The sequence below is a fragment of the Pseudoduganella sp. GW821-FHT12E03 genome (assembly GCF_058807115.1).
Genome location: NZ_JBXAQJ010000013.1, coordinates 135,890 through 161,096, shown reverse-complemented (window position 1 = coordinate 161,096; position 25,207 = coordinate 135,890). Strand labels below are relative to the sequence as shown.

Sequence of the window (25,207 nt, the reverse complement as noted above, 5' to 3'; positions counted from 1 at the left end):
GCATCTGAACCAAGTAACAACCCCACGTCACAACCCTCAAAGGACTAGATATGCGCATGAAACAGTTGTTCACCTCCCTGGTCGTAGGCGCTTCGGCTGCCGTGGCTTTCTCCACCGCAACCGCCGCCGATATGACGGGTGCGGGCGCAACGTTCCCTTATCCGATCTACGCAAAGTGGGCGGAAGCGTACAAAGCAGCAACCGGTAACGGCCTGAACTATCAATCCGTTGGCTCGTCCGCCGGGATCAAGCAAATCAAAGCCAAGACCGTCGACTTCGGCGCATCGGACAGCCCGCTGAAAGCGGAAGACCTGGATGCGGAAGGCCTGACCCAGTTCCCGGCCATCATGGGTGGCGTGGTGACCGTGGTGAACCTCGACGGCATCGCGCCAGGCGCGCTGAAACTGACCGGCCCGGTCATCGCCGACATTTACCTGGGCAAGATCACCAAATGGAATGCTCCTGAAATCGCAGCGCTGAACGCCGGCCTGAAACTGCCAGCCGAAGACATCGTGGTCGTGCACCGCGCGGACGGCTCCGGCACCTCGTTCCTGTTCACCGACTACCTGTCGAAAACCTCCCCTGAATTCAAGACCAAAGTCGGCGCCGGTACCGCCGTGAAGTGGGTGCTGGGTGTGGGCGGCAAGGGCAATGAAGGCGTGGCCGCCAACGTGCAGCGTGTCAAAGGCGCGATTGGCTACGTGGAATGGGCATACGCCAAGAAAAACAAAATGTCGCACACCGCCCTGAAAAACAAGGATGGCCAGTTCGTGCAGCCGGACGACGACAACTTCAAGGCTGCCGCGTCGAACGCCGATTGGGCCAAGACCCCGGGCTTTGGCGTGGTGCTGACCGACCAGCCAGGCAAAACCTCGTGGCCGATCACCGGCGTGTCGTTCATCCTGATGCACAAGACCCAGGCTGACGCGGCCAAAGGCAAGGAAGTCATCAAGTTCTTCGACTGGGCCTTCAAGAATGGTGGCGCCGCCGCCGCTGACCTGGACTACGTGCCAATGCCGGCCAATGTGGTCAAGCTGGTGCAGGAATCGTGGAAAACCAACCTGAAAGACGCGTCGGGCAAGGCAGTGTACTAATCAGCAACCAGGTGGATCCTGCGCGGCGCGCCGATCCACCAGCCTCCCTGAGGCTATCCAGGACTGCTGCAACCGCGGCAGTCCCGGCCAGCCCCGGCCAGCAGCCCAAAACGACAAGAAAACCACCATGAGCGCAGAACTCTCCTCAGCGACCATTTCCTCCATGCCGGATTCCGCCAACAGCACCATGAGCACCGCAAGTTCCGCGAGTACCGTCTCGCACCAGGCCATGCTGTCCACCATGCGCAAGCAGCGCATCCAGGACGCCATCTTCCACAAGGTCACGATGGCGTTCGCCCTCTCGGTTTTGCTGGTCCTGGTCGGCATCATCATTTCGCTGGTGCTGGGCGCCGTCCCGGCGTTCCAGCACTTCGGCCCCGCCTTCATCACCACGGTCGAGTGGGATCCCGTCAACGATGAATTCGGCGCCCTGATCGCCATCGTCGGCACCCTGTCCACGGCCGGCATCGCGCTGCTGATCGCGTTCCCGGTCAGCTTCGGTATCGCCCTGTTCCTGACCGAGATTTGCCCGGTCTGGCTGCGCCGCCCGCTGGGCACGGCGATTGAATTGCTGGCCGGCGTGCCATCGATCATTTACGGCATGTGGGGCCTGTTCGTGTTCGCGCCCTTGTTTGCCGATTACGTGCAACCGTTCCTGAAAGCCACGCTGGGCCAGGTGCCGTTCATCGGCGCGCTGTTCAGCGGCCCGACCATGGGCATCGGCATCTTGACCGCCGGCGTGATCCTGGCCGTGATGATCATCCCGTTCATCTCGTCGGTGATGCGCGATGTGTTTGAAATCGTACCGGCCGTGCTGAAAGAGTCCGCCTACGGCCTCGGCTGCACCCGCTGGGAAGTGGTGCGCAAGGTGGTGCTGCCGTACACCAAGAACGGCGTGGTCGGCGGGGTGATGCTGGGCCTGGGCCGCGCGCTGGGTGAAACCATGGCGGTCACGTTTGTGATTGGTAACGCCAACAAGCTGTCGTGGTCGATGTTCGCCGCCGGTAACAGTATCGCGTCCGTGCTGGCCAACGAATTCGCGGAAGCGGAGTCCAAGCTGCATGTGTCGTCGCTGTATGCGCTGGCGCTGATCCTGTTTGTCATCACCCTGATTGTCCTGTCGTCCGCCAAGCTGATGTTGCTGGGCATGTCCCGCAAGGAAGGCGTCAAATAATGAATAACACTACTGTCATGAATCCTGTCTACCGCAAGCGCCTGCTGGCGCACCGGGTTGGCATCGCGATGTCCGTGGCGGCCATGTCGGCCGGCCTGATTTTCCTGCTGTGGATCCTCGCGACCCTGCTGATCAACGGTTTCTCCGCGCTGTCGGTCAATATGTTCACGCAGACCACGCCAGCGCCCGGCAGCGAGGGCGGCGGCTTGTGGAATGCGATCGCCGGCAGCCTGATGATGGTGGGGCTGTCGACCATCGTGTCGACGCCGATCGGCATCCTGGCCGGTATTTACCTGGCCGAGTACGGCGAGCAAAGCAAGCTGGCCCAGCTGACCCGGTTTGTCACCGACATCATGCTGTCCGCGCCATCGATCGTGATCGGCCTGTTCGTGTATGCGCTGTATGTGGCCAACGTCAAGCACTTCTCGGGTTATGCCGGTTCCCTGGCGCTGTCGCTGATCGCCGTGCCGGTGGTGGTGCGCACCACCGACAACATGCTGAAACTGGTGCCGAACGGCTTGCTGGAAGCGGCCTTCGCGCTGGGCGCGCCGCGCTGGAAAGTCGCGATGACAGTACGCCTGCGCGCCGTCAAGGCTGGCGTCATCACCGGTGTGCTGCTGGCGGTGGCCCGTATTTCCGGCGAAACCGCGCCGCTGCTGTTCACCGCGCTCAATAACCAGTTCTTCAATGCCGACATGAACAAGCCGATGGCCAACCTGCCATCCGTGATTTACCAGTTCGCCATGAGCCCTTACGACAACTGGCGCTCGCTGGCATGGGGCGGTGCACTGCTGGTGACGTTCAGCGTGCTGGGCCTGAATATCCTGTCGCGTACCCTGTTTGCCCAGAAGGCGCCGAAATAATTACACATGATGACTACTCAACTGAACACCGCTGCGACCCCGACCATGACTGCCAAGCGTAAAACCATCGAGATTTCGGGCCTGAACTTCTTCTACGGCAAGACCCAGAGCTTGCACAACGTGAACCTGGACATTCATGAAAAACAGGTGACCGCTTTCATCGGCCCGTCGGGCTGCGGCAAATCGACCCTGCTGCGCACGCTAAACCGCATGTACGACCTGTACCCGGGCCAGCGCGCGGAAGGCACGATCATGTACCGCAACACCAACATCCTCGAGCCGGGCCAGGACGTGAACATGCTGCGCGCGAAAGTGGGCATGGTGTTCCAGAAGCCGACCCCGTTCCCGATGTCGATCTACGACAACATCGCGTTCGGCGTGCGCCTGTACGAAGACTTGTCGAAAGGCGAGATGGATGAGCGCGTGGAGTGGGCGCTGAAAAAGGCCGCGCTGTGGACCGAAGTCAAAGACAAGCTGAACAAGAGCGGCCTGTCGCTGTCCGGTGGCCAGCAACAGCGCCTGTGCATCGCGCGCGGCGTGGCGGTGAAACCGGACGTGCTGTTGCTCGATGAGCCGACCTCCGCGCTGGATCCGATCTCGACTTCCAAGGTCGAAGAACTGATCAGCGAACTGAAACAGGATTACACGATTGCCATCGTGACCCACAACATGCAGCAGGCGGCACGCTGCTCGGATTACACGGCGTACATGTACCTGGGCGAACTGGTGGAGTTCGGCGAGACGGACCAGATCTTCATGAATCCGGCCCGCAAGGAAACCCAGGACTACATCACCGGCCGCTTCGGTTAATAAAGAGAGAACAATATGATGGGTGAACATTCTTCCAAGAAATACGACGAGGAACTGGAGTCGATCCGGTCCAAGGTGCTGCTGATGGGCGGCATCGTGGAAACCCAGTTCCTGGATGCCATGACGTGCTTCCGCATCGGCAACCTGGAGCGCGCCGAGCGCGTGATCCGCGAAGACGATACGGTCAACCAGCTCGAAGTGCAGCTCGATGACGCGTGCAGCCACCTGATCGTGCGCCGCCAGCCGACCGCCAATGATTTGCGCACCGTGATGGCGACGATTAAAGTGATTACGGACCTGGAGCGTATCGGCGACGAATCCACCAAGATCGCCCGTGTCGCGAAATCGTTGCACGCGCGCGGCTCGGCCGGCATCAACCATTATGAAATGGTGCGCGGCATCGCCAATGCCACCAGCGACATGCTGCACGATGCGCTGGACGCGTTTGCGCGCAGCGACGGCCAGCAGGCATTGCAGCTGATTGCCCAGGATGCCGTGATTGACCACGAATTCCGTTCCATCATGCGCAACCTGATTACGTTTATGATGGAGGATCCGCGTACAATCTCGGCCGCGCTCGATACGCTGTGGGTGGCCAAGGCCATCGAGCGCATTGGCGACCATGCGAAAAACATCGCGGAATACGTGATTTACGTGGTCGAAGGCAGGGATATCCGCCACACCCGTCCGGCGCCACAAGTGCAGGACGACGCACCCCAATAACAGGCTTGACTGAGTAGCTGGTAAAACAATGGCATCTGATAAGACGACTGTACTGATTGTGGAAGATGAACCGGCGATTATCGAGCTGGTCACCTTTTCCCTGCGCGACGCGGGGTGGAATGTCTGTTCCGTATCCACGGTCCAGGATGCGTGGGATTTCATCACCAAGCGCACGCCGCAACTGATATTGCTGGACTGGATGCTGCCGGACCAGTCGGGCCTGCGCCTGTTGTCGCGCATCCGCTCCGACCGCCAGTTCCAGGACATCCCGATCATCATGCTGACGGCGAAAAGCATGGAAGAGGACAAGTTGTCCGGCCTGAACAGCGGCGCCGACGATTACATCACCAAGCCGTTTTCCCCGCGCGAATTGCTGGCGCGCTCGAAGGCGCTGATGCGGCGCAAGAGCCCGGAACACGCGCAAACGCAGATGTCGGCCGGGGTGGTCACCCTGGACCCGGTCAGTTGCACGGTCTCGATGCACAACCAGAAAATCGATATCGGCCACGCGGAATACAAGTTGCTGAAGTTCTTCATGGCCCACCCGGAGCGTGTGTTTTCCCGCTCGCAGCTGCTCGATAAAGTGTGGGGCGACCACGTGGTGATTGAAGAGCGGACGGTGGACGTGCATGTGCTGCGCCTGCGCAAGGCGCTGAAAGATGCGGAACACTTGATCAAGACCGTGCGCAGCGTTGGCTACATGCTGTCCGAGAAAGCATGAACCCGAGCCTGCTGTTCTGGGTGCCGGTCGGCATCCGCATGGCGGCCATGGTGGCCGGCGCCGGCGTGCTGTGGTGGATGTTCGGCATGGTGCCGGCGATGGTGGTGTCGTTACTGGCGCTGGCGGCCATCATCGTGGTCCAGTTGCGCTACCTGTCGCAATTGTCGGCCTGGATGGATGACCCGCAGAGCGTGCGCCTGCCCGATGGCTGGGGCGAATGGACCACGGTGTTTTCGCGGCTGTACCGGATGCGGCGCGATGACGAGAAAAATCAGGCGGAATTGACCGAATGGCTGGCGCGCTTCCGCCAGGCCATGCACCTGTTGCCGGACGGTGTCGTCATCATGGATGACGTGCTGTTCCTCGAATGGTGCAATCCGGCCGCCGAAGCTCACCTGGGCCTGCGCCATGACCGCGACAAGGGCATGCGTGTGACGAATTTGATCCGCAGCCCGGAATTCATGGATTACATCATCCTGGGCCGCTATGACCAGCCGCTGACGTTGACGTTCCGCGAACGCAAGCTGATCGTTCATATCATCCCGTTTGAAAACCGGCGCCAGATCCTGGTCACGCACGACGTGACGGAATCGGAGCGCAATGAATTGATGCGGCGTGATTTTATTGCCAATGCATCGCATGAATTGCGCACGCCGCTGACGGTGATAGTCGGCTTCCTGGAAATCGCGCTGTCGGAAGAACTGGACCCGGCGACCCGCCTGGCGCACCTGAAGCTGATGATGGAGCAGGGCAACCGCATGCAGCATTTGATTGAAGACATGCTGACCCTGTCACGCCTGGAGTCGGTCGATCACCCGCTGCGCTCGGAACGGGTGGATGTGAAAAACCTGCTGGAGCGCGTGTTGAGCGATGCGCGCGCGCTGTCGGCGGGCAAGCATACGATTTCACTGGAAGTCGATGGTCCCGATGTGCAGGGCAGCCGCGACGAATTGCACAGCGCTTTCGGCAACCTGGCGTCCAACGCGGTGCGCTATACGCCGGCCGGCGGTGAAATCCACTTGAAATGGCAGGCGTCGCCGCGCGGGGCCCGGTTCGTGGTCGAGGACACGGGGATCGGCATCAGCCCCGAACACATTTCGCGCCTGACCGAACGCTTCTATCGGGTCGACAAGAGCCGCTCGCGCGAAACCCAGGGCACCGGGCTGGGATTGGCCATCGTCAAGCACGTGCTGTTGCGCCATGGCGGCAACCTGTCAATCACCTCGGAGTCGGGCAAGGGCAGCAGTTTTACCGTGAGTTTGCCGAACGTACCGGTATAACTATATTCAACGCAATATAGTTGGTATACGGGGTTTCTCGCCTGTTTGCTGTAAGGCATTTTTAAGCCAGCGTTGTTCTATTGCGCTACAATCTCGCGGCTCAACCCCGCGATGATTGTCCTATGTCCCTGAAACACAAGTTAATTGCCGTCCTGGCCGCTCTGGCGCTGGGCGGCTGTGCCACAACCGGCCCGCACACGTCGCCACCAGCGACGCCCGCGGGCAGCGGCACCCCGGCCGTCACCACGCCGGTCGCCAATCCCGGCGCCCCCAATGCCGCCACGGTTGACCCTGGCGCGCCGGTCGCGGTGGCGCCCATTCCCCGTAAAATCAAGATCGGCCTCGCGCTGGGCGGTGGCGCCGCCCGTGGCTTTGCCCACATCGGCGTGATCAAGGCGCTCGAAGCGCAGGGCATCGTGCCCGACATCGTGGTCGGCACGTCCGCCGGCAGTGTGGTGGGCGCCCTGTACGCGGCCGGCCATTCGGCCGCCAGCCTGCAAAAAATCGCGCATGACATGGACGAGGCGGCGATTTCCGACTGGGCCATGCCGCTGTTCGGCAAATCGTCCGGCGTGCTGAAAGGCGAAGCGCTGCAAACCTACGTCAACAAGACCGTCAATTTCCGCCCGATTGAAAAACTCAAGATTTCCTTTGGCGCCGTCGCGACGGACTTAAAGAACGGCCAGCCGATCCTGTTTCAGCGTGGCAATACCGGGATGGCGGTGCGTGCGAGTTCGTCGGTGCCGGGCGTGTTCCAGCCAGTCGTGATCGGCAGCCATACCTATGTCGATGGCGGCCTGGTGGCGCCGGTGCCGGTGAAGTTCACGCGCGACATGGGCGCCGACTTCATCATCGCCGTCAATATTTCAACCCAGACCGAGGCGCAGGCGGCGATCAGTTCGCTCGAAGTGATCATGCAGACGTTTGCCATCATGGGCCAGCGCATCAACCAGTATGAATTGAAGGAAGCCGATATCGTGATCCAGCCGCCGTTGGGCAAGATGGCGGGCAATGATTTCGGCAATCGCAGTAAGGCCATTCTGGCCGGTGAGCGCGCCACCAATGCGGTGATGGCGCAGATAAAGTCCAAGCTGAAGGCGCTGCGCGAGCAGTAAAGCCGGACTGTCGTCCAAGCTCATAGCACTACGAAGGCAGTAAGCCTGCTTTCGCTAGTTCGCGGTAACCGCAGGGGCGGTTGCCGTCCGCATCCAACCATTACAACGCACAGGAACTGCCATGCAAACCAAACCAATGCTGACCCTCGAAGATGTGAAGAAAATCGCCGCTGCCGCCGAAGCCGAAGCGGTGGCCAACAAGTGGGCGGTCGCGTTTTCCATCGTCGATGACGGCGGCCATCCGCTGTGGTTCCAGCGCCTGGATGGCGCGGCGCCCATGTCGTCGGTGATTGCCCCTTCCAAGGCGCGCACGGCAGCCCTGGGCCGCCGCGAATCGCGCATCTACGAAGAGATGATCAACAATGGCCGCGTGTCGTTCCTGTCGGCCCCGGGCGTCGAAGGCATGCTCGAAGGCGGCGTGCCGATCATCGTCGATGGCCACGTGGTGGGCGCGGTGGGTGTGTCGGGCGTGAAATCGAACGAAGATGCGCAAATCGCCAAGGCCGGCATCGCGGCCCTGGGCGTTTAAAACACGGCGTCCGGCCGGCCCGGTCCCGCGCCGCGGGTCGGCTGGCCTGCCAGGATACCCTGGTAGCCGGCCAGCGCCGGGCCAATGCTCAGTCCGTTGCTGTCGATCTCGAACAGGCGGATTTCCTTGCTGTGCTCGCTGGCGCGTACTTTTACCACGGCGATCACGCGCCGCAGGCAGCCATCGAGTTCCACGTAGCGCTGCATCACGATGGCGTCCGCCAGGAAGGCGTTGCCGTGGGAGCTGAAGCTGAGCGCCGTGTAGCGGTCTTCCAGCTCGGCCGTCATCAGCACGGTCACGCCCATGCCGGTCAGGACCGCGATCAGGCGGTACAGCGATTCGCGGAAGTCGTCGCGGAAGATCGGCGCCAGCGACAGTTCAAATCCGGACAGTGAATCGATCACCAGCCGTTTGGCTTGCATGCGGGTGATCATCGCCACCAGGTCATGCAGGATTTCATCGATCGACAGGTCCAGCGTGCGGGTATTGACCACACCGACCAGACCGTTGGCGACCAGTTCGTTCAGTTGGCGGCTGAGCAACTGGTTGGGACTCTTTTCAAACGCGGCGATCACGCCCGGCTCCCCGTTGCGTGCGCCATCGGCCAGAAATTGCGTGGCCAGCACGGTCTTGCCGGAACCGGATGGCCCCACCAGCAGCATGGAATAGGCGGAAGGCAGGCCGCCGCCCAGCATCTGGTCCAGCACCGGCACCCCGGTCGACAGGCGGGCACCGTCGCTGATGGAGATGCACTGCGCGCTGTCGACCTGCAAGACCGCGCGCGGGAAGATTTCCACGCCCTGGCCGCTGATGCGGAAGGTGTGCACGCCCAGCGACTGCGCCTGCCCGCGCATTTTGACCACCTGGATCTTACGCACCATGGCGTCGCGCTGGACTTGCTGCGACAGCCACAGGATGCCATCGGCCACGGTGAAGATGGGGCTCGATTCCGCCTCGGGGGTCAGGTATTCGCCGATCAGGAACGTGGTCGCCAGCCAACTGGTCATTTGCATGCCGAGCTGCTGCACAAAGTGTTGCAGGCCGGCGGTGCCGCTGTCCATGGCCCGGGCCGACTGGGCCACCGAGCGGAACGAGTCGACAAACACCAGGCCCGGCTCGAATGCCGCCACTTCAGCGGCGATACGCGCCAGCACGCGCTCGAAATCGCCTTCCAGCAAGTCTGCCGCCAGGTTGACGAATTTGACTGACTGGTTCAGCTTGGCGATGTCGAAGAATGGGAACTGTTGCTGGTAGCGCAGCATTTTCAGTGGCGGCTCGCCCAGCACGGTGAAGAACAGGGCGCGGCGCTGCGGCGTGGCCAGCGAAAACATGATCTGGTGGGCCAGCGTGGTCTTGCCGCTGCCCGGGGTGCCGGCCAGCAGGTTGAACGAGAATTCGGGCACGCCGCCGCCCAGCAGGTTGTCCAGCCCTGGTACGCCGGTCGGCAGGCGCTGTATGTGTACTTTGTTCATTAAGGAAGCTCCGTTCCAGCATGGTTCTCAACGTCATCGCCCCAGGCTTCGCGCAGGATGCTGGTGGTTAAGAGTTCGCCTATGAGTAAGATAAGGGTGTCGATAAAGGTGCACAGCAGGGCCGTGCTGGCGCTGCCGGCGTCGGCGGGGCATTCCCGCAACGCCTGGTCGAGCGCCGCGAAGGCCGCGCTGGCTGGTATGGTGTCGTGCTGTGGCAGCCAGGTGTAGTGGTTGCGTGCGACGTGCAGGCTGCGCAGGTAGAGCGCCATGAAGCCGCCGTCGCCGATGATCGGGCACAATTGCCCGGCCAGTTGGTGCCAGCGTTGCGCGCTGATGGCGGCCACGCCGGCGTCAGCCGGGCCAGGCAAGATGGCCCTGGCGATCAATTGGTGCCGCTGTTCTGTGCTGGTGACCATGATTACTTTTCTCTGCAGTCCAGCTGCGGGAGGGGGGCGGCGAGGCGCGAGTATAGCACCATCATCGACCGGCTTTCCGTCAGCAGGTTGGCTCCGCCAGGAACGGCAGGCTGATGGTGAACCGGCTGCCCTGGCCGACGCCGGCGCTCTCGACACTGGCGGTGCCGCCGTGGATCTCGGCAATGGCGCGCACCAGCGCCAGTCCGATCCCCAGTCCGCTCAGTCGGGACGCCTGTGGCGCGTCGCCCTGGGCGAACAGGTCGAACACGTGGGCTTGCTGGGCCGGCGCGATGCCGGCGCCGTTGTCCGCCACGTGGATGTCGACCATCGCCCCGCGCAGTTCGGCGCTGATGGTCACCGCGCCACCGTCCGGGGTAAATTTGCTGGCGTTGACGAGCAGATTGGTGAGGGCCTGGACCAGGCGCACCACGTCGCCCATCATGGCGACCGGCGCGGCCGGCAGTGTGGTGTGGAGCGACTGGCTGCGCTGGTCGAACAGGGGGCGGGTGGTTTCCAGCGCATTGTCCAGGATTTCCGCCAGCGTGGTGTGGCACGGGTCGACCGTCATTTTGCCGGTCCGGATGCGGCCGATGTCGAGCAGGTCGTCGACCAGCCGCGCCATGTGGCGCAGCTGGCGCTGGATCACGGCTGTCAGGCGCGGCAGCTCGGGATGGATGTCACCCAGCAGTCCGATCATGCCGTTGGCGATCGTCACCGGCTGCAACGGCGCGCGCAGCTCATGCGCCAGCATCGACATGAATTCGGATTGCCTGCGGCTGGCGCTCTGGGCTTCCGCCAGCAAGTCTTGCGCGCCGAAGGTGGACAGCACCAGGTGTTCGTTGGCTTCGCGCAGGCGCGGCAGTTGCTTCGCCAGTGCATCGAGCAACTGCTGCTTTTCCAGGTCTTGCTGGCGCGCCAGTAGCAACAGCTCGTCGATCGTGCCGCGCAGGGAGGCGATTTCCTCCGCATGCACGGTATAGAGCGCGGTCACTGGATCGGCCACCAGGGCTGGCATGGCAAGCGAGGTGCCGGGAGGGGTGGGATTATTCAAAAGGGGCATCCTGCAACGGCAGGAGTGGCCTGCCTGCGACGTGTGGGCAGGCTTCTGCATCTCATAGAATACGCTGGTTCCTGGCTAATATTATTGCATTTGTAACGGGTATGGCCGGCGCAGCGCTGGCGCAGGCTATCACGACCCGCTTCGACGGGGTCTCCGCCATTGCCGGCAGGCTTGCTTTGGGTTATAATTCAAAGGTTTAGCCAATTACACATCGACCGTAGCGCCTACCTCACACACCCATTCTCATCTGATCCGCAAGCCCGCGGTTGTATTCGATTACGCCGGGGTAAATGCAGGTCGTCTGACGTGGCGCCGCTACGGTAACTTTTTCAGGAGTTGCCCTTGCCGCCATTTTTTTCTGGCCCAGCCGTCCCAGCCATTCTGGCTCTTGCTGACGGAACTATTTTCAAAGGTTTTTCCATCGGCGCCGCCGGTCATACGACGGGTGAAGTAGTTTTCAATACGTCGATCACCGGTTACCAGGAAATCCTTACCGATCCAAGCTACAGCCGCCAGATCGTCACCCTGACGTATCCCCATATCGGCAACTACGGCATCAACCCTGAAGATGTCGAATCCACCAAAGTCCACGCCGCCGGCCTGATCATTCGTGATTTGCCGCTGCTGGCCTCGAACTTCCGTTCCACCCAGTCGCTGTCGGATTACCTGAAGGCCGAAAACATCGTCGCCATCGCCGGTATCGACACCCGCAAGCTGACCCGTATCCTGCGCGAGAAGGGCGCCCAGTCCGGCGCCGTGGTGACCGGCACCCAGGGCAATGAGCCATCCGTGGCGCAGGCGCTGGAACTGGCCCGTTCGTTTCCCGGCCTGACCGGCATGGACCTGGCCAAAGTCGTGACCACCAAAGCCGCTTACGAATGGACCGAGTCCGAGTGGAAGCTGGGCGAAGGCTATGGCAAAGTGGTTGACCCTAAATTCCACGTGGTCGCCTACGATTTCGGCGTCAAGCGCAACATCTTGCGCATGCTGGCCGAGCGCGGCTGCAAAGTCACCGTGGTGCCGGCGCAAACCACCGCCGAGGAAGTGCTGGCCCTGAACCCGGACGGCGTGTTCCTGTCGAACGGTCCCGGCGATCCGGAGCCGTGCGATTACGCGATTGCCGCCACCAAAGTGTTCCTGGCGAAAAAACTGCCGGTGTTCGGCATTTGCCTGGGCCACCAGATCCTGGCGCTGGCGTCCGGCGCGAAGACCCTGAAAATGAAATTCGGCCACCACGGCGCCAACCACCCGGTGCAAGACCTGGATAGCAAGAAAGTCATGATCACGTCGCAAAACCACGGTTTCGCGGTGGACGTCGAGACCCTGCCGGCCAACTGCCGTGTAACCCACGTATCGCTGTTCGATGGCTCGCTGCAGGGCTTTGCCCGCACCGACACCCCGGCGTTCTGCTTCCAGGGCCACCCTGAAGCCTCGCCCGGCCCGACCGACGTCGCCTACCTGTTTGACCGCTTCATCACGTCGATGGAAGCAGCGGAGAAGAAATAAATGCCAAAACGTACAGACATTAAAAGTATCCTGATCATTGGCGCCGGCCCGATTGTTATCGGCCAGGCGTGCGAATTCGACTACTCCGGCGCCCAGGCCTGCAAAGCCCTGCGCGAAGAGGGGTACAAGGTCATCCTGGTCAACTCGAACCCGGCGACCATCATGACCGACCCGGAAATGGCCGATGTCACCTACATCGAGCCGATCACCTGGCAAGTCGTCGAGCGCATCATCGACAAGGAAAAGCCGGACGCGATCCTGCCGACCATGGGCGGCCAGACCGCGCTGAACTGCGCGCTCGACCTGCACCGCCACGGCGTGCTGGACAAGTACAAGGTGGAACTGATCGGCGCCACGCCGGAAGCCATCGACAAGGCCGAGGACCGCTCCAAGTTCAAGGATGCGATGACCAAGATCGGCCTGGGTTCGGCCCGTTCCGGCGTGGCCCACACCATGGATGAAGCGTGGGGCGTGCAGCGCGAAATCGGCTTCCCGATGATTATCCGTCCATCGTTTACGATGGGTGGCACCGGCGGCGGTATCGCGTACAACGAAGAAGAATTCGAAACCATCTGCAAACGCGGCCTGGAAGCGTCGCCGACCTCGGAACTGCTGATCGAAGAATCGCTGATCGGCTGGAAAGAGTACGAGATGGAAGTGGTGCGCGACAAGGCGGACAACTGCATCATCGTGTGCTCGATTGAAAACCTGGACCCGATGGGCGTGCACACCGGCGACTCGATCACCGTGGCGCCGGCGCAGACGCTGACCGACAAGGAATACCAGATCATGCGCAACGCCAGTCTGGCGGTCTTGCGCGAGATCGGTGTCGACACCGGCGGCTCCAACGTGCAGTTCTCGATCAACCCGGCCGACGGCCGCATGATCGTCATTGAAATGAACCCGCGCGTGTCCCGTTCGTCGGCGCTGGCGTCGAAAGCCACCGGCTTCCCGATCGCCAAGGTCGCCGCGAAACTGGCGGTCGGCTTCACCCTGGACGAGCTGCGCAACGAAATCACCGGCGGCGCGACCCCTGCGTCGTTTGAACCATCGATCGACTATGTGGTTACCAAGGTGCCGCGTTTCGCGTTCGAGAAATTCCCGACCGCCGACAACCGCCTGACCACGCAGATGAAATCCGTCGGCGAAGTGATGGCCATGGGCCGCACGTTCCAGGAATCGTTCCAGAAAGCCCTGCGCGGCCTGGAAGTCGGCGTTGACGGCTTGAACCAGAAAACCATCGACCGCGAAACGCTGGAAGTGGAACTGGGCGAGCCGGGTCCCGAGCGGATCTGGTACGTGGGCGACGCGTTCGCCCAGGGCTTCACGCTGGAAGAAGTGCACGCGCTGACCCACATCGACCCATGGTTCCTGATCCAGATCAAGGAGATCGTCGACCTGGAACTGTGGCTCGACACCCAGAAGCTGGACAACCTGGACAAGAACACCCTGTACAAGCTGAAGCAAAAGGGTTTCTCGGACCGCCGCCTGGGCTACCTGCTGCAAACCACCGACACGGAAATCCGCAACAAGCGCCGCGAACTGGGCATCCGCCCGGTATACAAGCGCGTCGATACCTGCGCCGCCGAGTTCTCGACCAACACCGCGTACATGTACTCGACGTACGACGAAGAGTGCGAATCGAACCCGACCGACAAGAAGAAAATCATGGTGCTGGGCGGTGGCCCGAACCGTATCGGCCAGGGTATCGAATTCGACTATTGCTGCGTGCATGCCGCGCTGGCGATGCGCGAAGACGGCTACGAGACCATCATGGTCAACTGCAACCCGGAAACCGTGTCGACCGACTACGATACCTCGGACCGCCTGTATTTCGAGTCCTTGACGCTGGAAGACGTGCTGGAAATCGTTGAACTGGAAAAACCGGTCGGCGTGATCGTGCAGTACGGCGGCCAGACCCCGTTGAAACTCGCGCTGGACCTGGAAGCGAACGGCGTGCCGATCATCGGCACCTCGCCGGACATGATCGATGCCGCGGAAGACCGCGAGCGCTTCCAGAAACTGCTGCAAGACCTGGACCTGCGCCAGCCGCCGAACCGCACCGCGCGCACCGAAGAAGAAGCCCTGCGCCTGGCGCAGGAAATCGGCTACCCGCTGGTGGTGCGTCCTTCGTACGTATTGGGCGGCCGCGCGATGGAAATCGTGCACGAGCAGCGCGACCTGGAACGCTACATGCGCGAAGCCGTCAAGGTATCGCACGATTCGCCGGTGCTGCTGGACCGCTTCCTGAACGACGCCATCGAGTGCGACGTGGACTGCATCTCGGACGGCGAAGCCACCTTCATCGGCGGCGTGATGGAACACATCGAACAGGCCGGCGTGCACTCGGGCGATTCGGCCTGCTCGCTGCCGCCGTATTCGCTGTCGCAGGAAACCATCGATGAACTGAAGCGCCAGACCGCGCTGATGGCCAAGGGCCTGAACGTGGTGGGCCTGATGAACGTGCAGTTCGCGATCCAGAAGGTCGATGGCAAGGATGTCGTCTACGTGCTGGAAGTGAATCCGCGCGCATCGCGCACCGTGCCATTCGTGTCGAAAGCCACCGGCCTGCAACTGGCGAAGATCGCCGCGCGCTGCATGGCCGGCCAGACGCTGGCGCAGCAGGGCATCACCAAGGAAGTCGTGCCGCCGTATTACAGCGTCAAGGAAGCCGTGTTCCCGTTCGTGAAATTCCCGGGCGTGGACACCATCCTGGGCCCTGAAATGAAATCGACCGGTGAAGTGATGGGCGTGGGCGTTACCTTCGCGGAAGCGTTCGTCAAGTCGCAGCTGGGCGCCGGCGTGAAACTGCCGAAGACCGGCAAGGTGTTCCTGTCCGTGAAAGCCTCCGACAAGCCGCGCGCCGTGAAAGTGGCGCGCGACCTGGTCGATGCCGGCTTCTCGCTGGTGGCGACCAAGGGTACTGCGGCGGTGATTTCCGCTGCCGGCATCCCGGTTACCGCGGTCAACAAGATGTCCGAAGGCCGTCCGCACATTGTCGACATGATCAAAAACCACGAGATCGCCCTGGTGATCAACACGGTGGAAGAAAAGCGTTCGGCGATTACCGACTCCCGCAACATCCGTACCTCGTCGCTGGCGGCCCGCGTGACCACCTACACCACGATCGCGGGTGCGGAAGCGGCGGTTGCCGGTATCCGTCACCTGGATGAGTTGCGTGTGTACGATTTACAAGGTCTGCATAAGTCTTTAAACTAAGACTTTCGGCGGCGCAGCAGGACGCGCCGCACACATGACGGAGCCCGCGCTGTTGCTTGGCGCGGGCTCTGTGCTTTTTTGTATTCTAGAGAGACAAATATGACCTCAGTTCCACTGACTAAATTCGGCGCCGAACTCCTGAAGGAGGAGTTGCACCAGTTGAAGACCAAGGAGCGCCGCATTGTCATTGACGCGATTGCCGAAGCGCGTTCGCACGGCGACTTGTCGGAAAACGCCGAGTATGATGCCGCCAAGGAACGCCAGGCATTCGTGGAAGGCCGTATCGCGGAACTGGAAGGCAAGCTGAGCGCAGCACAAATTATCGACCCGACCACCCTCGACGCGGAAGGCCGCGTGGTGTTCGCCTCGACCGTGGACCTGGAAGACCTGGAAAACGGCCAGAAAGTCAGCTATCAAATCGTCGGCCTCGACGAAGCGGACTTGAAACTGAGCAAAGTTTCCGTGACGTCGCCGATTGCCCGCGCCCTGATCGGCAAATACGCCGGCGACGTGGTGGAAGTGCAGGCCCCGTCCGGCCCGCGCGAATATGAAATCCTGGAAGTACGCTACATTTGATGCCGGCCATCCTGGCCAAGACCCGCCTGCTGGTGGCTGCCCTGTGGGCCGGCAGCCTGTGGGCAGTCGGCTACCTGGTGGCGCCGACCCTGTTTGCCACGCTGTCTGACCGGGTGCTGGCCGGGTCGATTGCCGGCAGCATGTTCCATTCCATGGCCATGCTGTCGCTGGGCTGTGCACTGGCCATGGTCTTGCTGTTGTGGCGCGCGACCCCGGACTGGACGCCGGCGCGCCGGCGCACGGTGCTGGCGCTGGTGGCAGGCATGGCGCTGTGCACGGTGGTCAGCCACTTTGGCCTGCAGCCGATGATGGCGGAATTAAAAGTCGCGGCCGGGCCGGGCGGCGTGATGGAATCCGCGGCAAAAAGCCGCTTTGGCATGCTGCACGGCATCTCCAGCGTGATTTACCTGGTGCAGAGCGTGCTGGCGGGGTGGCTGGTGATCCGGCAGGTTTAACAGCGCAGGTATAAAAAAACCGGGGCATGCCCCGGTTTCGTTACTGGGCTCACGCCAGCGATGCTTTTTTCGTACTCTTTTGACGCACTTTGGCGCGCTTGATGGTGCCGCCTTCGGTGACGCGCTCATTGCCTTTCAACAAAACCTTGCTGACGGATGGCTTTTTGGTGCCGCTGGCGGAAGGTTTGACGATGGTGACCATGCGCATGCCTTTGCCGGCTTTGCCGGAGCGTTCTTTTTCCGCTTCTTTCTTTGGACGGTACAGGACCAGCAGCTTGCCGATGTGCTGTACGGGCGCGGCATCGAGCTCGGCGCAAATGGTGTCGTACATGCCAGCGCGGGCTTCGCGGTCGTCGCCGAACACGCGTACCTTGATCAGGCCGTGCGAGTCCAGGCCCAGCTCGATTTCTTTCATGACGGCCGGGGTCAGGCCCGATTCGCCGATCATGACGACAGGCTTCAGCCCATGGGCTTCGGCGCGCAGCGCGGCGCGTTCAACGGGTGTGAGATTGATCATAATGTTTTTTTCGGTAGTTCTCTAAAGGCAGTATTCTACGCGAATGGCTAAGAACAAATTAAACAAAAACTGGTTGCATGACCATATTAACGATCCATACGTGAAAGCGGCCCAGAAAGATGGCTACCGTGCCCGTGCGGCCTACAAGCTCAAAGAGATTGACGAAGATGAGAAATTGATCAAACCGGGCCAGATCATTGTCGACCTGGGCTGCACGCCCGGCAGCTGGGGGCAGTACACGCGGCGCAAGTTGGCGGCCGGCAACGGCATCAACGGCACCATCATCGGCCTTGACATCCTGCCGATGGAGCCGATTGCCGATATGCATTACATTCAGGGCGACTTCCGTGAACAGGAAGTGCTGGACCGGCTGGCGGAAGTGCTGCAGGGGCGCAAAGCCGACGTGGTCCTGTCCGATATGGCGCCGAACCTGTCCGGCATCGCCACCGCCGACGCGGCGCGCATGGAAGACTTGATTGATATCGCGCTGGAATTCGCGCAATTGCACATGAAGCCGGGCGGGGCGCTGCTGGTGAAATGTTTCAAGGACATGGGTTTTTCCCAGATCGTTGAGAAATTCCGCGCTGAATTCAAGACCGTCACGCAAAAGAAACCCAAGGCCAGCCGCGACAAATCGTCAGAAATATTTTTGCTGGGACGCGGATTGAAGCATCCGGCCCCTTGATATTTGATAAAAGGGCCACACATCGGCCCGGAGAGGGCTCTCCCGGACCATTCCGGGATCGGTTTTTGCCGCACGGACTGGCATAAAAGTCATTGTTCCGGGTGCGATCGCGATGAATCCCGACCATAACGGCACACTTGGGCGCTGTTTATGGCAAGGCAGGCTTATTGCGAGTAAAATCGGAAGTCCAGCTATTGGTCTGTTATACGCGGACAGCATTGAAGGAGTTTTTGTGAATAACATGTTTTCCAAATCAGCCATTTGGGTCGTCGTTGCCCTGCTATTGTTCATGTTGTTTAAGCAATTCGAGAATCATGGCGTGGCGGGCGGTTCCAAGACCATTGCTTATTCCGATTTGCTGGACGAAGTCAAATCCAAACGCATCAAGGACGTCGTCATTGAAGGCAGCACGCTGACCGCCACCAAGGAAGACGGCTCCAAAGTCCGCGCCAATACCACTTACCTCGACCGTGGCCTGATTGGCGACCTGCGCGAGAATGGCATTCATTTCGACGTGAAACCGCCGGAAGAGCCATCGTTCCTGCAACAGGTGTTCGTGTCGTGGTTCCCGATGCTGCTGTTGATCGGCGTGTGGATTTTCTTCATGCGCCAGATGCAGGGTGGCGGCAAGGGCGGCGCATTCTCCTTCGGCAAGTCGAAGGCGCGCATGCTCGATGAAACCAACAATACCGTGACTTTCGCCGACGTGGCCGGTTGCGATGAAGCGAAAGAAGAAGTGACGGAAATCGTCGACTTCCTGCGCGATCCGACGAAATTCCAGAAACTGGGCGGCCGCATCCCGCGTGGCGTGCTGATGGTGGGCCCGCCGGGCACCGGTAAAACCTTGCTGGCCCGCGCCATTGCCGGCGAAGCCAAAGTGCCGTTCTTCTCGATTTCCGGTTCGGATTTCGTGGAAATGTTTGTCGGCGTGGGCGCATCCCGCGTGCGTGACATGTTTGAAAACGCCAAGAAGCATTCGCCGTGCATCATCTTCATCGACGAGATCGACGCGGTCGGCCGCCATCGCGGCGCCGGCATGGGCGGCGGCAATGATGAGCGTGAACAGACCCTGAACCAGTTGCTGGTGGAAATGGACGGCTTTGAAGCCTCGTCCGGCGTGATCGTGATTGCCGCCACCAACCGCGCCGACGTGCTGGACAAGGCGCTGCTGCGTCCGGGCCGCTTCGACCGCCAGGTCTCGGTTGGCTTGCCGGACATCCGTGGCCGCGAGCAAATCCTGAATGTGCACATGCGCAAAGTGCCGATCGGCACCGACGTCAAGGCCGATATCCTGGCCCGTGGCACGCCGGGCTTCTCCGGTGCGGACCTGGCCAACCTGGTCAACGAAGCCGCCCTGTTTGCCGCGCGCCGTTCCAAGCGCCTGGTGGACATGCAAGACTTCGAAGATGCGAAAGACAAGATCTTCATGGGCCCTGAACGCAAGTCCATGGTGATCCGCGAAGAAGAGCGCCGCAACACCGCGTACCACGAATCGGGCCACGCGGTGGTGGCGAAGCTGTTGCCGAAGGCCGATCCGGTGCACAAAGTCACCATCATGCCGCGCGGCTGGGCATTGGGCCTGACCTGGCAATTGCCTGAACACGACAATATCTCGGGTTACAAGGACAAGATGCTGGAAGAGATTTCCATCCTGTTCGGTGGCCGTATTGCGGAAGAAATCTTCGTCGGCCAGATGTCGACCGGCGCCTCGAATGACTTTTCGCGCGCCACCAAGCTGGCCCGCTCGATGGTGACCCGCTTCGGCATGTCGGATGCGCTGGGTGTCATGGTGTACGAAGATACGCAGAACGAAGGTTTCCTGGGCGGCACCAACAAGACCATTTCCGAAGCGACGCAGCAAAAAGTCGATGCGGAAATCCGCAACATCCTGGATTCGCAGTATGCGCTGGCCCGTAAGTTGCTGGAAGAAAACCGCGACAAGGTGGAAGTCATGACCAAGGCCTTGCTGGAATGGGAAACCATCGATGCGGACCAGATCAACGACATCATGGCCGGCATCGAGCCGCGCCCACCGAAAGCCGGCGTGACTTTGCGCAAGCAGCCCAACAGTGGCGACGGCCCTGGCGTCTCGCCCAACGCGGCAGCCCCGGCATAATTTATTGATAAAGCATTGACGAGGGCGGGGAGTGATCCCCGCCCTTTTTTTAATTTCCGCAATGGGTGCCGGGCCTTCAGGCCGGGCATCTTCAGTTTTAGCAACAGGTGCCGGGCCTTTAGGCCGGGCATCTTCCATATATGAAAACTATTCCCTTCGGCCGTTTCAACTTGCCCGTGCATCCGGCGGGCGCCCTGGTGATGGGCATCCTGAACGTCACACCGGATTCGTTTTCCGATGGCGGCCAGCATGCCGCACTGGAAGGCGCCATCGCCCATGCCGAGCTCATGATGGAGCAGGGCGTGGACATCATCGACATTGGCGGTGAATCCACCCGCCCGGGTTCGCCGGCGGTGCCGCTGGCGGAAGAGTTGCGGCGGGTGATGCCGGTGGTCTATGCGCTGCGCGACTGTGGTGCGGCGATTTCCGTCGATACCTATAAGCCGGCAGTCATGCGCGAAGCCGTGATCGCCGGGGTCGACATGATCAACGACATCAACGGCTTCCGCGCCGAGGGCGCGATTGAAGCCGTGCGCGACAGTGATTGCGCGTTGTGTATCATGCACATGCGCGGCGAACCTGCCACGATGCAGCAGCAGCCGGAGTACACCGATGTCGTGCAGGAAGTCATTAATTTCCTGCGAGAACGCATTGCAGCACTGACAGACGCCGGCATTGCCCGTGAGCGCCTGTGGATCGATCCCGGATTTGGCTTTGGCAAGACGGTCGAGCATAATTATGCTTTGATTAAGTCCACGCGCCGTTTGGTGGAAGAACTCGGGGTGCCGTTGCTGGCCGGCCTGTCGCGCAAGTCGATGGTTGGCGCGGTGACCGGCAAGCCGGTGGAACAACGCATGGCAGGCAGCTTGGGCGGCGCCCTGGCGGCCGTTGCGCAGGGCGCCAGGATCGTCCGGGTGCATGACGTGGCAGAGACAGTCGATGCACTGAAGGTTTGGCAGGCATCACATTAACCATCGAATTCATCGAATTCATAGAACATTAGAGAACAGACATGGCACGTAAATATTTTGGCACCGATGGCGTACGCGGCCTGGTGGGTGTTTCGCCGATTACCCCGGATTTCGTGATGCGCCTTGGCTATGCGGCTGGCAAAGTGCTGGTCAAGAACCTGGGCGGCGCGGCACGCTCGACCGTGCTGATTGGTAAAGACACCCGTATTTCCGGCTATATGCTGGAAGCCGCGCTGGAAGCGGGGTTTGCCGCCGCCGGCGTGGATGTGATGCTGGCCGGCCCGATGCCGACACCGGCCATTGCTTATTTGACCCGTGCCTTGCGCTTGCAAGCCGGTGTTGTGATTTCCGCTTCGCATAATCCTTACGAAGATAACGGCATTAAATTCTTTTCCGAACACGGCACGAAATTGCCGGATTCCGTCGAACTCGATATCGAGGCACAGCTGGATTTGCCAATGGATTGCGTGGAATCGAGCAAGCTGGGCCGCGCCAAGCGGCTGGAAGATGCACAAGGCCGGTATATTGAATTCTGCAAGAGCACCTTCCCGAGCGCGCTGGATTTGCGCGGCTTGAAAATCGTGGTCGATTGCGCCCATGGCGCCGCTTATAACATTGCGCCGCACGTGTTCCATGAATTGGGCGCCGAAGTCATTGCGATCGGCAATAAACCGGACGGTTTTAATATCAATGCCGGATTTGGCGCGACCGCCCCGGCCGCCTTGGCCGCCACCGTGGTGGAAAAGGGCGCTGATTTGGGGATCGCACTGGATGGCGATGCCGACCGTCTGATTATGTGCGATGCCAAAGGCCGTTTATATAATGGCGATGAATTACTGTATGTCATGGTGATGGATCGCTGCGCAACGGGCCCGGTGGCGGGTGCGGTGGGTACATTAATGACGAATATGGCACTGGAAGTGGCCTTTAAAGAAAAAGGCATCGGTTTTGCCCGCGCTAAAGTCGGCGACCGTTATGTGCTGGAAGTCATGCAGGAAAAAGGCTGGATTTTGGGTGGCGAAGGTTCCGGCCACTTATTGGCAACCGATAAGCATACGACTGGCGACGGTATTATCTCCGCATTGCAAGTATTGTCGGCACTGAAGCGCAGCGGACAATCACTGGAGCAATGCGCGGCGGAGCTGGTATTGTTCCCGCAAACGTTGATTAATGTGCGCGTGCAATCCGGATTTAATTGGCAATCGAATCCTGACGTGGTGGCGGAAAAAGAAGCCGTGGAACGTGAACTGGGGGATACGGGCCGCGTATTGATCCGTGCTTCCGGTACGGAACCGCTGATCCGTGTGATGGTGGAAGCGCGCGATCCGGAGGCGGCCGCGGCCTATGCGCGCCGTATTGCCGATAAAGTCGAAGCCCGTTTGGCCGCGTAATGGAATTTCGGCGGCATCCGGATTGACGCCGGATGCCGGCTGCGGATATAATGGCGTCATCGGAGTGTAGCGCAGCCCGGTAGCGCATCTGGTTTGGGACCAGAGGGTCCAAGGTTCGAATCCTTGTACTCCGACCAAATACTTAAAGAAACGGGTTCGTCGAAAGACCACCCGTTTTTTTTCGCCCCACCTCTTAACTTTTTCTTAAATAATCTGCTTCCGGATTATTTACCCCGTCTGCCCATAGCTCAGTTGGATAGAGCATCGGCCTTCTAAGCCGAGGGTCGCAGGTTCGATTCCTGCTGGGCAGGCCATTCCCCATACTGCTGAACTCCCCCTGTTTTTTAATGATTCGCGCTGGTTTGCGTAGTTTTTCAGCCATTTTATGCCAAATTCCAGCTTGATCGTGCCGGTAATTGGTATAAAAGGTTAGAATTGGTCAACATTCCTGCGGGGAGTCCAATGAGGCCTATCGGGTACCGAACTACGCTGGCGGCATGTGCCTTGGCCATATTGGCGGGCAGTGCCAGTGCCGAAGAGGGCGCATCGCCGGCCACCTTGAAAATCGGTTTGCAAAGCGTGATTGCGCCCTTTGTCATGCCGGGCCAGCAAACGGGCTTGCTGGTCGACGTATTACGCGCCGCCTTTGCAACCCAGCACATTGCCACGGATTTTATCTATTTGCCCAACGTCCGGTTCGAGCAGCAATTGCGCGAAGGAAAAGTTGATGTCAGCACGTTGGCGAAGCCCGAGTATAAGCAGCCAGGTTATCTGAGCCATTGGCCCGTCACGCATTTCCATAATATGGCGATTACCCTGCGCAGCCGCATTCCAGTATTAAGCCATATTGATGAATTAAGGAAATACCGGGTCACCGGGTTTGGTAATGCGCGCAAAGTCATGGGGCGCGAATATGACGCCGCGATGGCCAAGAATCCGCAGTATCGTGAATCTTTGACCATGCCTTCCGCCGGATTATTGTTGAACCGGACCGATGTCTTGATTTCCCAGCGTGATATTTTCCTGTATTACCTGAGCCAGCAAATGCCGCAGGCGCGCAGCCGGGAAGGGGAATTGGCATTCCACGATGTCTTGGGCCCTGGGAATTTTTATTGGCTGTCATTCCGTTCGGAGGCCCAGCGCGATGCCTTTGAGCGCGGCGTGGCGGCACTCTATGCATCCGGAGAAATCGACCAGATTATCGAACGCTATCAGCGCGAATTTGGCACCACACGGGATTTTTTCCTGCCGCTCGATTGCCAGTTCCGTCCGGCCGACGCGCCGAAGGCATGCAAGGATATTGCCAAACGCCAGATGTAAAAAAACCGGGCTGAGCCCGGTTTTTTTATGATCGCATCGCTATTAATAAGCGTAATACATGCGTTGAATTTCTTTGGTGCTATTGGTTTTGGTCAGCGCCAGCATCAGCAAAATACGGGCTTTTTGCGGGCTCAGCGTATCCGACACCACGAAGTCCAATTGATCGTCATTGGCTTCGCCGTTGCGCGCAACAATACCGTTACCCACGCGCGCCGAGCGCACAATCAACGTGCCTTTTTTACGGGCGTCGGTCAGGCCTGGTTTGACCTTGGCCGCGACACTGCCATCACCGGTGCCGGCATGGATAATGCCTTTGGCGCCTGCGGCAATAAAGGCATCCAGTGCCACGGTATTCATGTTGGCATAACCGTACACGATATCGACTTGCGGCAGCGATTCCAGCTTGCTGATATCGAATTCCGTGTCCGTCGTATGCTTGCGGGTGGACACGTGATAGAAGTAAGGCTTGTTGCCTTGCATGTAACCGAGCATGCCCAGTTCCGGCGTGCGGAACGCGTCCGGCGTCGACGTGTTGGCCTTGGTCACGTCACGGGCGCCATGGATCTGGTCGCCCAGCGATACCAGCACACCCTTGCCGTTGGATTCTGGGTTGGCGGCCAGCAACACCGCGTTATACAGGTTGATCGGACCGTCCGCCGAGAGGGCGGTCGATGGGCGCATGGCCCCGACCAGCACCACCGGCTTGCGGCTCTTGACCACCAGGTTCAGGAAATAAGCGGTTTCTTCCAGTGTATCGGTACCGTGGGTGATGACAATGCCATCTACATTGTTTTGCGTGAGCAATTCGTTGACGCGCTTGCCCAGTTTCAGCCAGTGGTCATTGGTCATGCTTTCGCTGGCGATCTGGAACACTTGTTCGCCGGTAACATTGGCGGCGCTTTTCAGTTCCGGCACGGCATTGATCAATTGCTGGACGCCGACCGTGGCGGCGGTGTAGCCGACGGTGGTGGTGGACGTGGCGCCGCTGCCGGCAATGGTGCCGCCGGTGGCCAGGATGGCGACATTGGCGAGTTTTTGCGTGGACGCTTCCTGCGCCTGCGCGGTGGCAAAGATAACCGTGCCGATTACTGCAGCCATCAAACGGGCTGTCTTATGTTGAAACATTGTTTCCTCCTTTTGGGCGAATTGAGCCGCGATAGTAGCAAACAATGCATGCTGAAGAAATAAGGAAAA

At 60.3% G+C, this 25,207-nt stretch carries 23 protein-coding genes and 2 tRNA genes; 20 read left to right on the top strand and 5 right to left on the bottom strand.

The window, feature by feature from the left end; all coding sequences use genetic code 11:
* The first annotated feature begins 56 nt into the window (after positions 1-56).
* From pstS to AC1RRC_RS28190, 9 genes are all read left to right on the top strand, one after another.
* Positions 57-1,094, top strand: coding sequence for a phosphate ABC transporter substrate-binding protein PstS (gene pstS / locus AC1RRC_RS28230; protein WP_493058968.1), 1,038 nt, complete (start codon positions 57-59; stop codon positions 1,092-1,094).
* 187 nt (positions 1,095-1,281) lie between these two features.
* Positions 1,282-2,268, top strand: a complete 987-nt coding sequence (gene pstC, locus AC1RRC_RS28225; RefSeq protein WP_493059027.1) for a phosphate ABC transporter permease subunit PstC — start codon at positions 1,282-1,284, stop codon at positions 2,266-2,268.
* Positions 2,268-3,131, top strand: a complete 864-nt coding sequence (gene pstA, locus AC1RRC_RS28220) for a phosphate ABC transporter permease PstA (protein WP_493058967.1) — start codon at positions 2,268-2,270, stop codon at positions 3,129-3,131. The genes pstC and pstA overlap by 1 nt, the downstream gene beginning before the upstream one ends.
* 9 nt (positions 3,132-3,140) lie before the next feature.
* Positions 3,141-3,941 carry a phosphate ABC transporter ATP-binding protein PstB gene (gene pstB / locus AC1RRC_RS28215; RefSeq protein WP_493059025.1) on the top strand — a complete coding sequence of 267 codons (801 nt, stop codon included), beginning with the start codon at positions 3,141-3,143 and terminating at the stop codon, positions 3,939-3,941.
* Positions 3,942-3,956: 15 nt separating this feature from the next.
* Entirely contained in the window at positions 3,957-4,664 is a 708-nt protein-coding gene (phoU, locus tag AC1RRC_RS28210; RefSeq protein ID WP_493058966.1) for a phosphate signaling complex protein PhoU, read from the top strand.
* Between the two features lie 28 nt (positions 4,665-4,692).
* On the top strand, positions 4,693-5,385 hold the full coding sequence (phoB, locus tag AC1RRC_RS28205) for a phosphate regulon transcriptional regulator PhoB (RefSeq protein ID WP_493058965.1): 693 nt from the start codon (positions 4,693-4,695) through the stop codon (positions 5,383-5,385).
* Positions 5,382-6,665 (top strand): phosphate regulon sensor histidine kinase PhoR, encoded by a 1,284-nt coding sequence (gene phoR, locus AC1RRC_RS28200; protein WP_493058964.1) that lies wholly within the window; start codon positions 5,382-5,384, stop codon positions 6,663-6,665. The genes phoB and phoR overlap by 4 nt, the downstream gene beginning before the upstream one ends.
* A gap of 122 nt (positions 6,666-6,787) precedes the next feature.
* On the top strand, positions 6,788-7,780 hold the full coding sequence (locus AC1RRC_RS28195) for a patatin-like phospholipase family protein (RefSeq protein WP_493058962.1): 993 nt from the start codon (positions 6,788-6,790) through the stop codon (positions 7,778-7,780).
* A gap of 121 nt (positions 7,781-7,901) precedes the next feature.
* Positions 7,902-8,309, top strand: coding sequence for a GlcG/HbpS family heme-binding protein (locus AC1RRC_RS28190; protein WP_154376995.1), 408 nt, complete (start codon positions 7,902-7,904; stop codon positions 8,307-8,309).
* Here AC1RRC_RS28190 and AC1RRC_RS28185 read toward each other — a convergent pair.
* The 3 genes from AC1RRC_RS28185 to AC1RRC_RS28175 all read right to left on the bottom strand — a co-directional run bounded on the left by AC1RRC_RS28185 (position 8,306) and on the right by AC1RRC_RS28175 (position 11,248).
* A complete protein-coding gene (locus tag AC1RRC_RS28185; RefSeq protein WP_493058960.1) occupies positions 8,306-9,781 on the bottom strand; it encodes an ATPase domain-containing protein in 1,476 nt (491 codons plus the stop codon). The two genes, AC1RRC_RS28190 and AC1RRC_RS28185, sit on opposite strands and share 4 nt — an antisense overlap.
* Positions 9,781-10,197, bottom strand: a complete 417-nt coding sequence (locus AC1RRC_RS28180; protein ID WP_493058959.1) for a hypothetical protein — start codon at positions 10,195-10,197, stop codon at positions 9,781-9,783. The genes AC1RRC_RS28185 and AC1RRC_RS28180 overlap by 1 nt, the downstream gene beginning before the upstream one ends.
* A gap of 79 nt (positions 10,198-10,276) precedes the next feature.
* Positions 10,277-11,248, bottom strand: coding sequence for a sensor histidine kinase (locus tag AC1RRC_RS28175; RefSeq protein WP_493058958.1), 972 nt, complete (start codon positions 11,246-11,248; stop codon positions 10,277-10,279).
* A 351-nt stretch (positions 11,249-11,599) separates the two neighbouring features.
* Here AC1RRC_RS28175 and carA point away from each other — a divergent pair, with 351 nt between their 5' ends.
* The 4 genes from carA (at position 11,600) to AC1RRC_RS28155 (ending at position 17,013) form a co-directional block, all read left to right on the top strand.
* Positions 11,600-12,763 carry a glutamine-hydrolyzing carbamoyl-phosphate synthase small subunit gene (gene carA / locus AC1RRC_RS28170; RefSeq protein ID WP_493058957.1) on the top strand — a complete coding sequence of 388 codons (1,164 nt, stop codon included), beginning with the start codon at positions 11,600-11,602 and terminating at the stop codon, positions 12,761-12,763.
* Positions 12,764-15,982: a carbamoyl-phosphate synthase large subunit gene (carB, locus tag AC1RRC_RS28165; protein WP_493058956.1), complete on the top strand. Its 3,219-nt coding sequence runs from the start codon at positions 12,764-12,766 to the stop codon at positions 15,980-15,982.
* Positions 15,983-16,081: 99 nt separating this feature from the next.
* Entirely contained in the window at positions 16,082-16,558 is a 477-nt protein-coding gene (gene greA, locus AC1RRC_RS28160; protein WP_493058955.1) for a transcription elongation factor GreA, read from the top strand.
* Positions 16,558-17,013: a DUF4149 domain-containing protein gene (locus AC1RRC_RS28155; RefSeq protein WP_493058954.1), complete on the top strand. Its 456-nt coding sequence runs from the start codon at positions 16,558-16,560 to the stop codon at positions 17,011-17,013. Before greA ends, AC1RRC_RS28155 begins: the two co-directional genes overlap by 1 nt.
* 49 nt (positions 17,014-17,062) lie before the next feature.
* On the opposite strand, the gene AC1RRC_RS28150 is transcribed toward AC1RRC_RS28155, so the two are convergent.
* Entirely contained in the window at positions 17,063-17,530 is a 468-nt protein-coding gene (locus AC1RRC_RS28150; protein WP_493058952.1) for a YhbY family RNA-binding protein, read from the bottom strand.
* Between the two features lie 43 nt (positions 17,531-17,573).
* Between AC1RRC_RS28150 and AC1RRC_RS28145 the strand changes: the two genes are divergently transcribed.
* The 7 genes from AC1RRC_RS28145 to AC1RRC_RS28115 all read left to right on the top strand — a co-directional run bounded on the left by AC1RRC_RS28145 (position 17,574) and on the right by AC1RRC_RS28115 (position 24,013).
* On the top strand, positions 17,574-18,215 hold the full coding sequence (locus tag AC1RRC_RS28145) for an RlmE family RNA methyltransferase (RefSeq protein ID WP_493058951.1): 642 nt from the start codon (positions 17,574-17,576) through the stop codon (positions 18,213-18,215).
* A gap of 232 nt (positions 18,216-18,447) precedes the next feature.
* Complete coding sequence (ftsH, locus tag AC1RRC_RS28140) at positions 18,448-20,331, top strand: ATP-dependent zinc metalloprotease FtsH (protein WP_493058950.1); 1,884 nt, start codon at positions 18,448-18,450, stop codon at positions 20,329-20,331.
* Between the two features lie 140 nt (positions 20,332-20,471).
* Positions 20,472-21,302, top strand: a complete 831-nt coding sequence (gene folP, locus AC1RRC_RS28135; RefSeq protein ID WP_493058949.1) for a dihydropteroate synthase — start codon at positions 20,472-20,474, stop codon at positions 21,300-21,302.
* Between the two features lie 41 nt (positions 21,303-21,343).
* Positions 21,344-22,693 carry a phosphoglucosamine mutase gene (gene glmM, locus AC1RRC_RS28130; RefSeq protein WP_493058948.1) on the top strand — a complete coding sequence of 450 codons (1,350 nt, stop codon included), beginning with the start codon at positions 21,344-21,346 and terminating at the stop codon, positions 22,691-22,693.
* A gap of 60 nt (positions 22,694-22,753) precedes the next feature.
* Positions 22,754-22,830, top strand: a tRNA-Pro gene (locus AC1RRC_RS28125).
* 100 nt (positions 22,831-22,930) lie between these two features.
* Positions 22,931-23,007, top strand: a tRNA-Arg gene (locus AC1RRC_RS28120).
* Between the two features lie 190 nt (positions 23,008-23,197).
* Positions 23,198-24,013: a substrate-binding periplasmic protein gene (locus AC1RRC_RS28115; RefSeq protein WP_493058946.1), complete on the top strand. Its 816-nt coding sequence runs from the start codon at positions 23,198-23,200 to the stop codon at positions 24,011-24,013.
* Positions 24,014-24,055: 42 nt separating this feature from the next.
* Here the strand turns inward: AC1RRC_RS28115 and AC1RRC_RS28110 are convergent, their stop codons facing one another.
* Positions 24,056-25,111 carry a type II asparaginase gene (locus AC1RRC_RS28110; protein ID WP_493058943.1) on the bottom strand — a complete coding sequence of 352 codons (1,056 nt, stop codon included), beginning with the start codon at positions 25,109-25,111 and terminating at the stop codon, positions 24,056-24,058.
* Positions 25,112-25,207 lie beyond the last annotated feature (96 nt).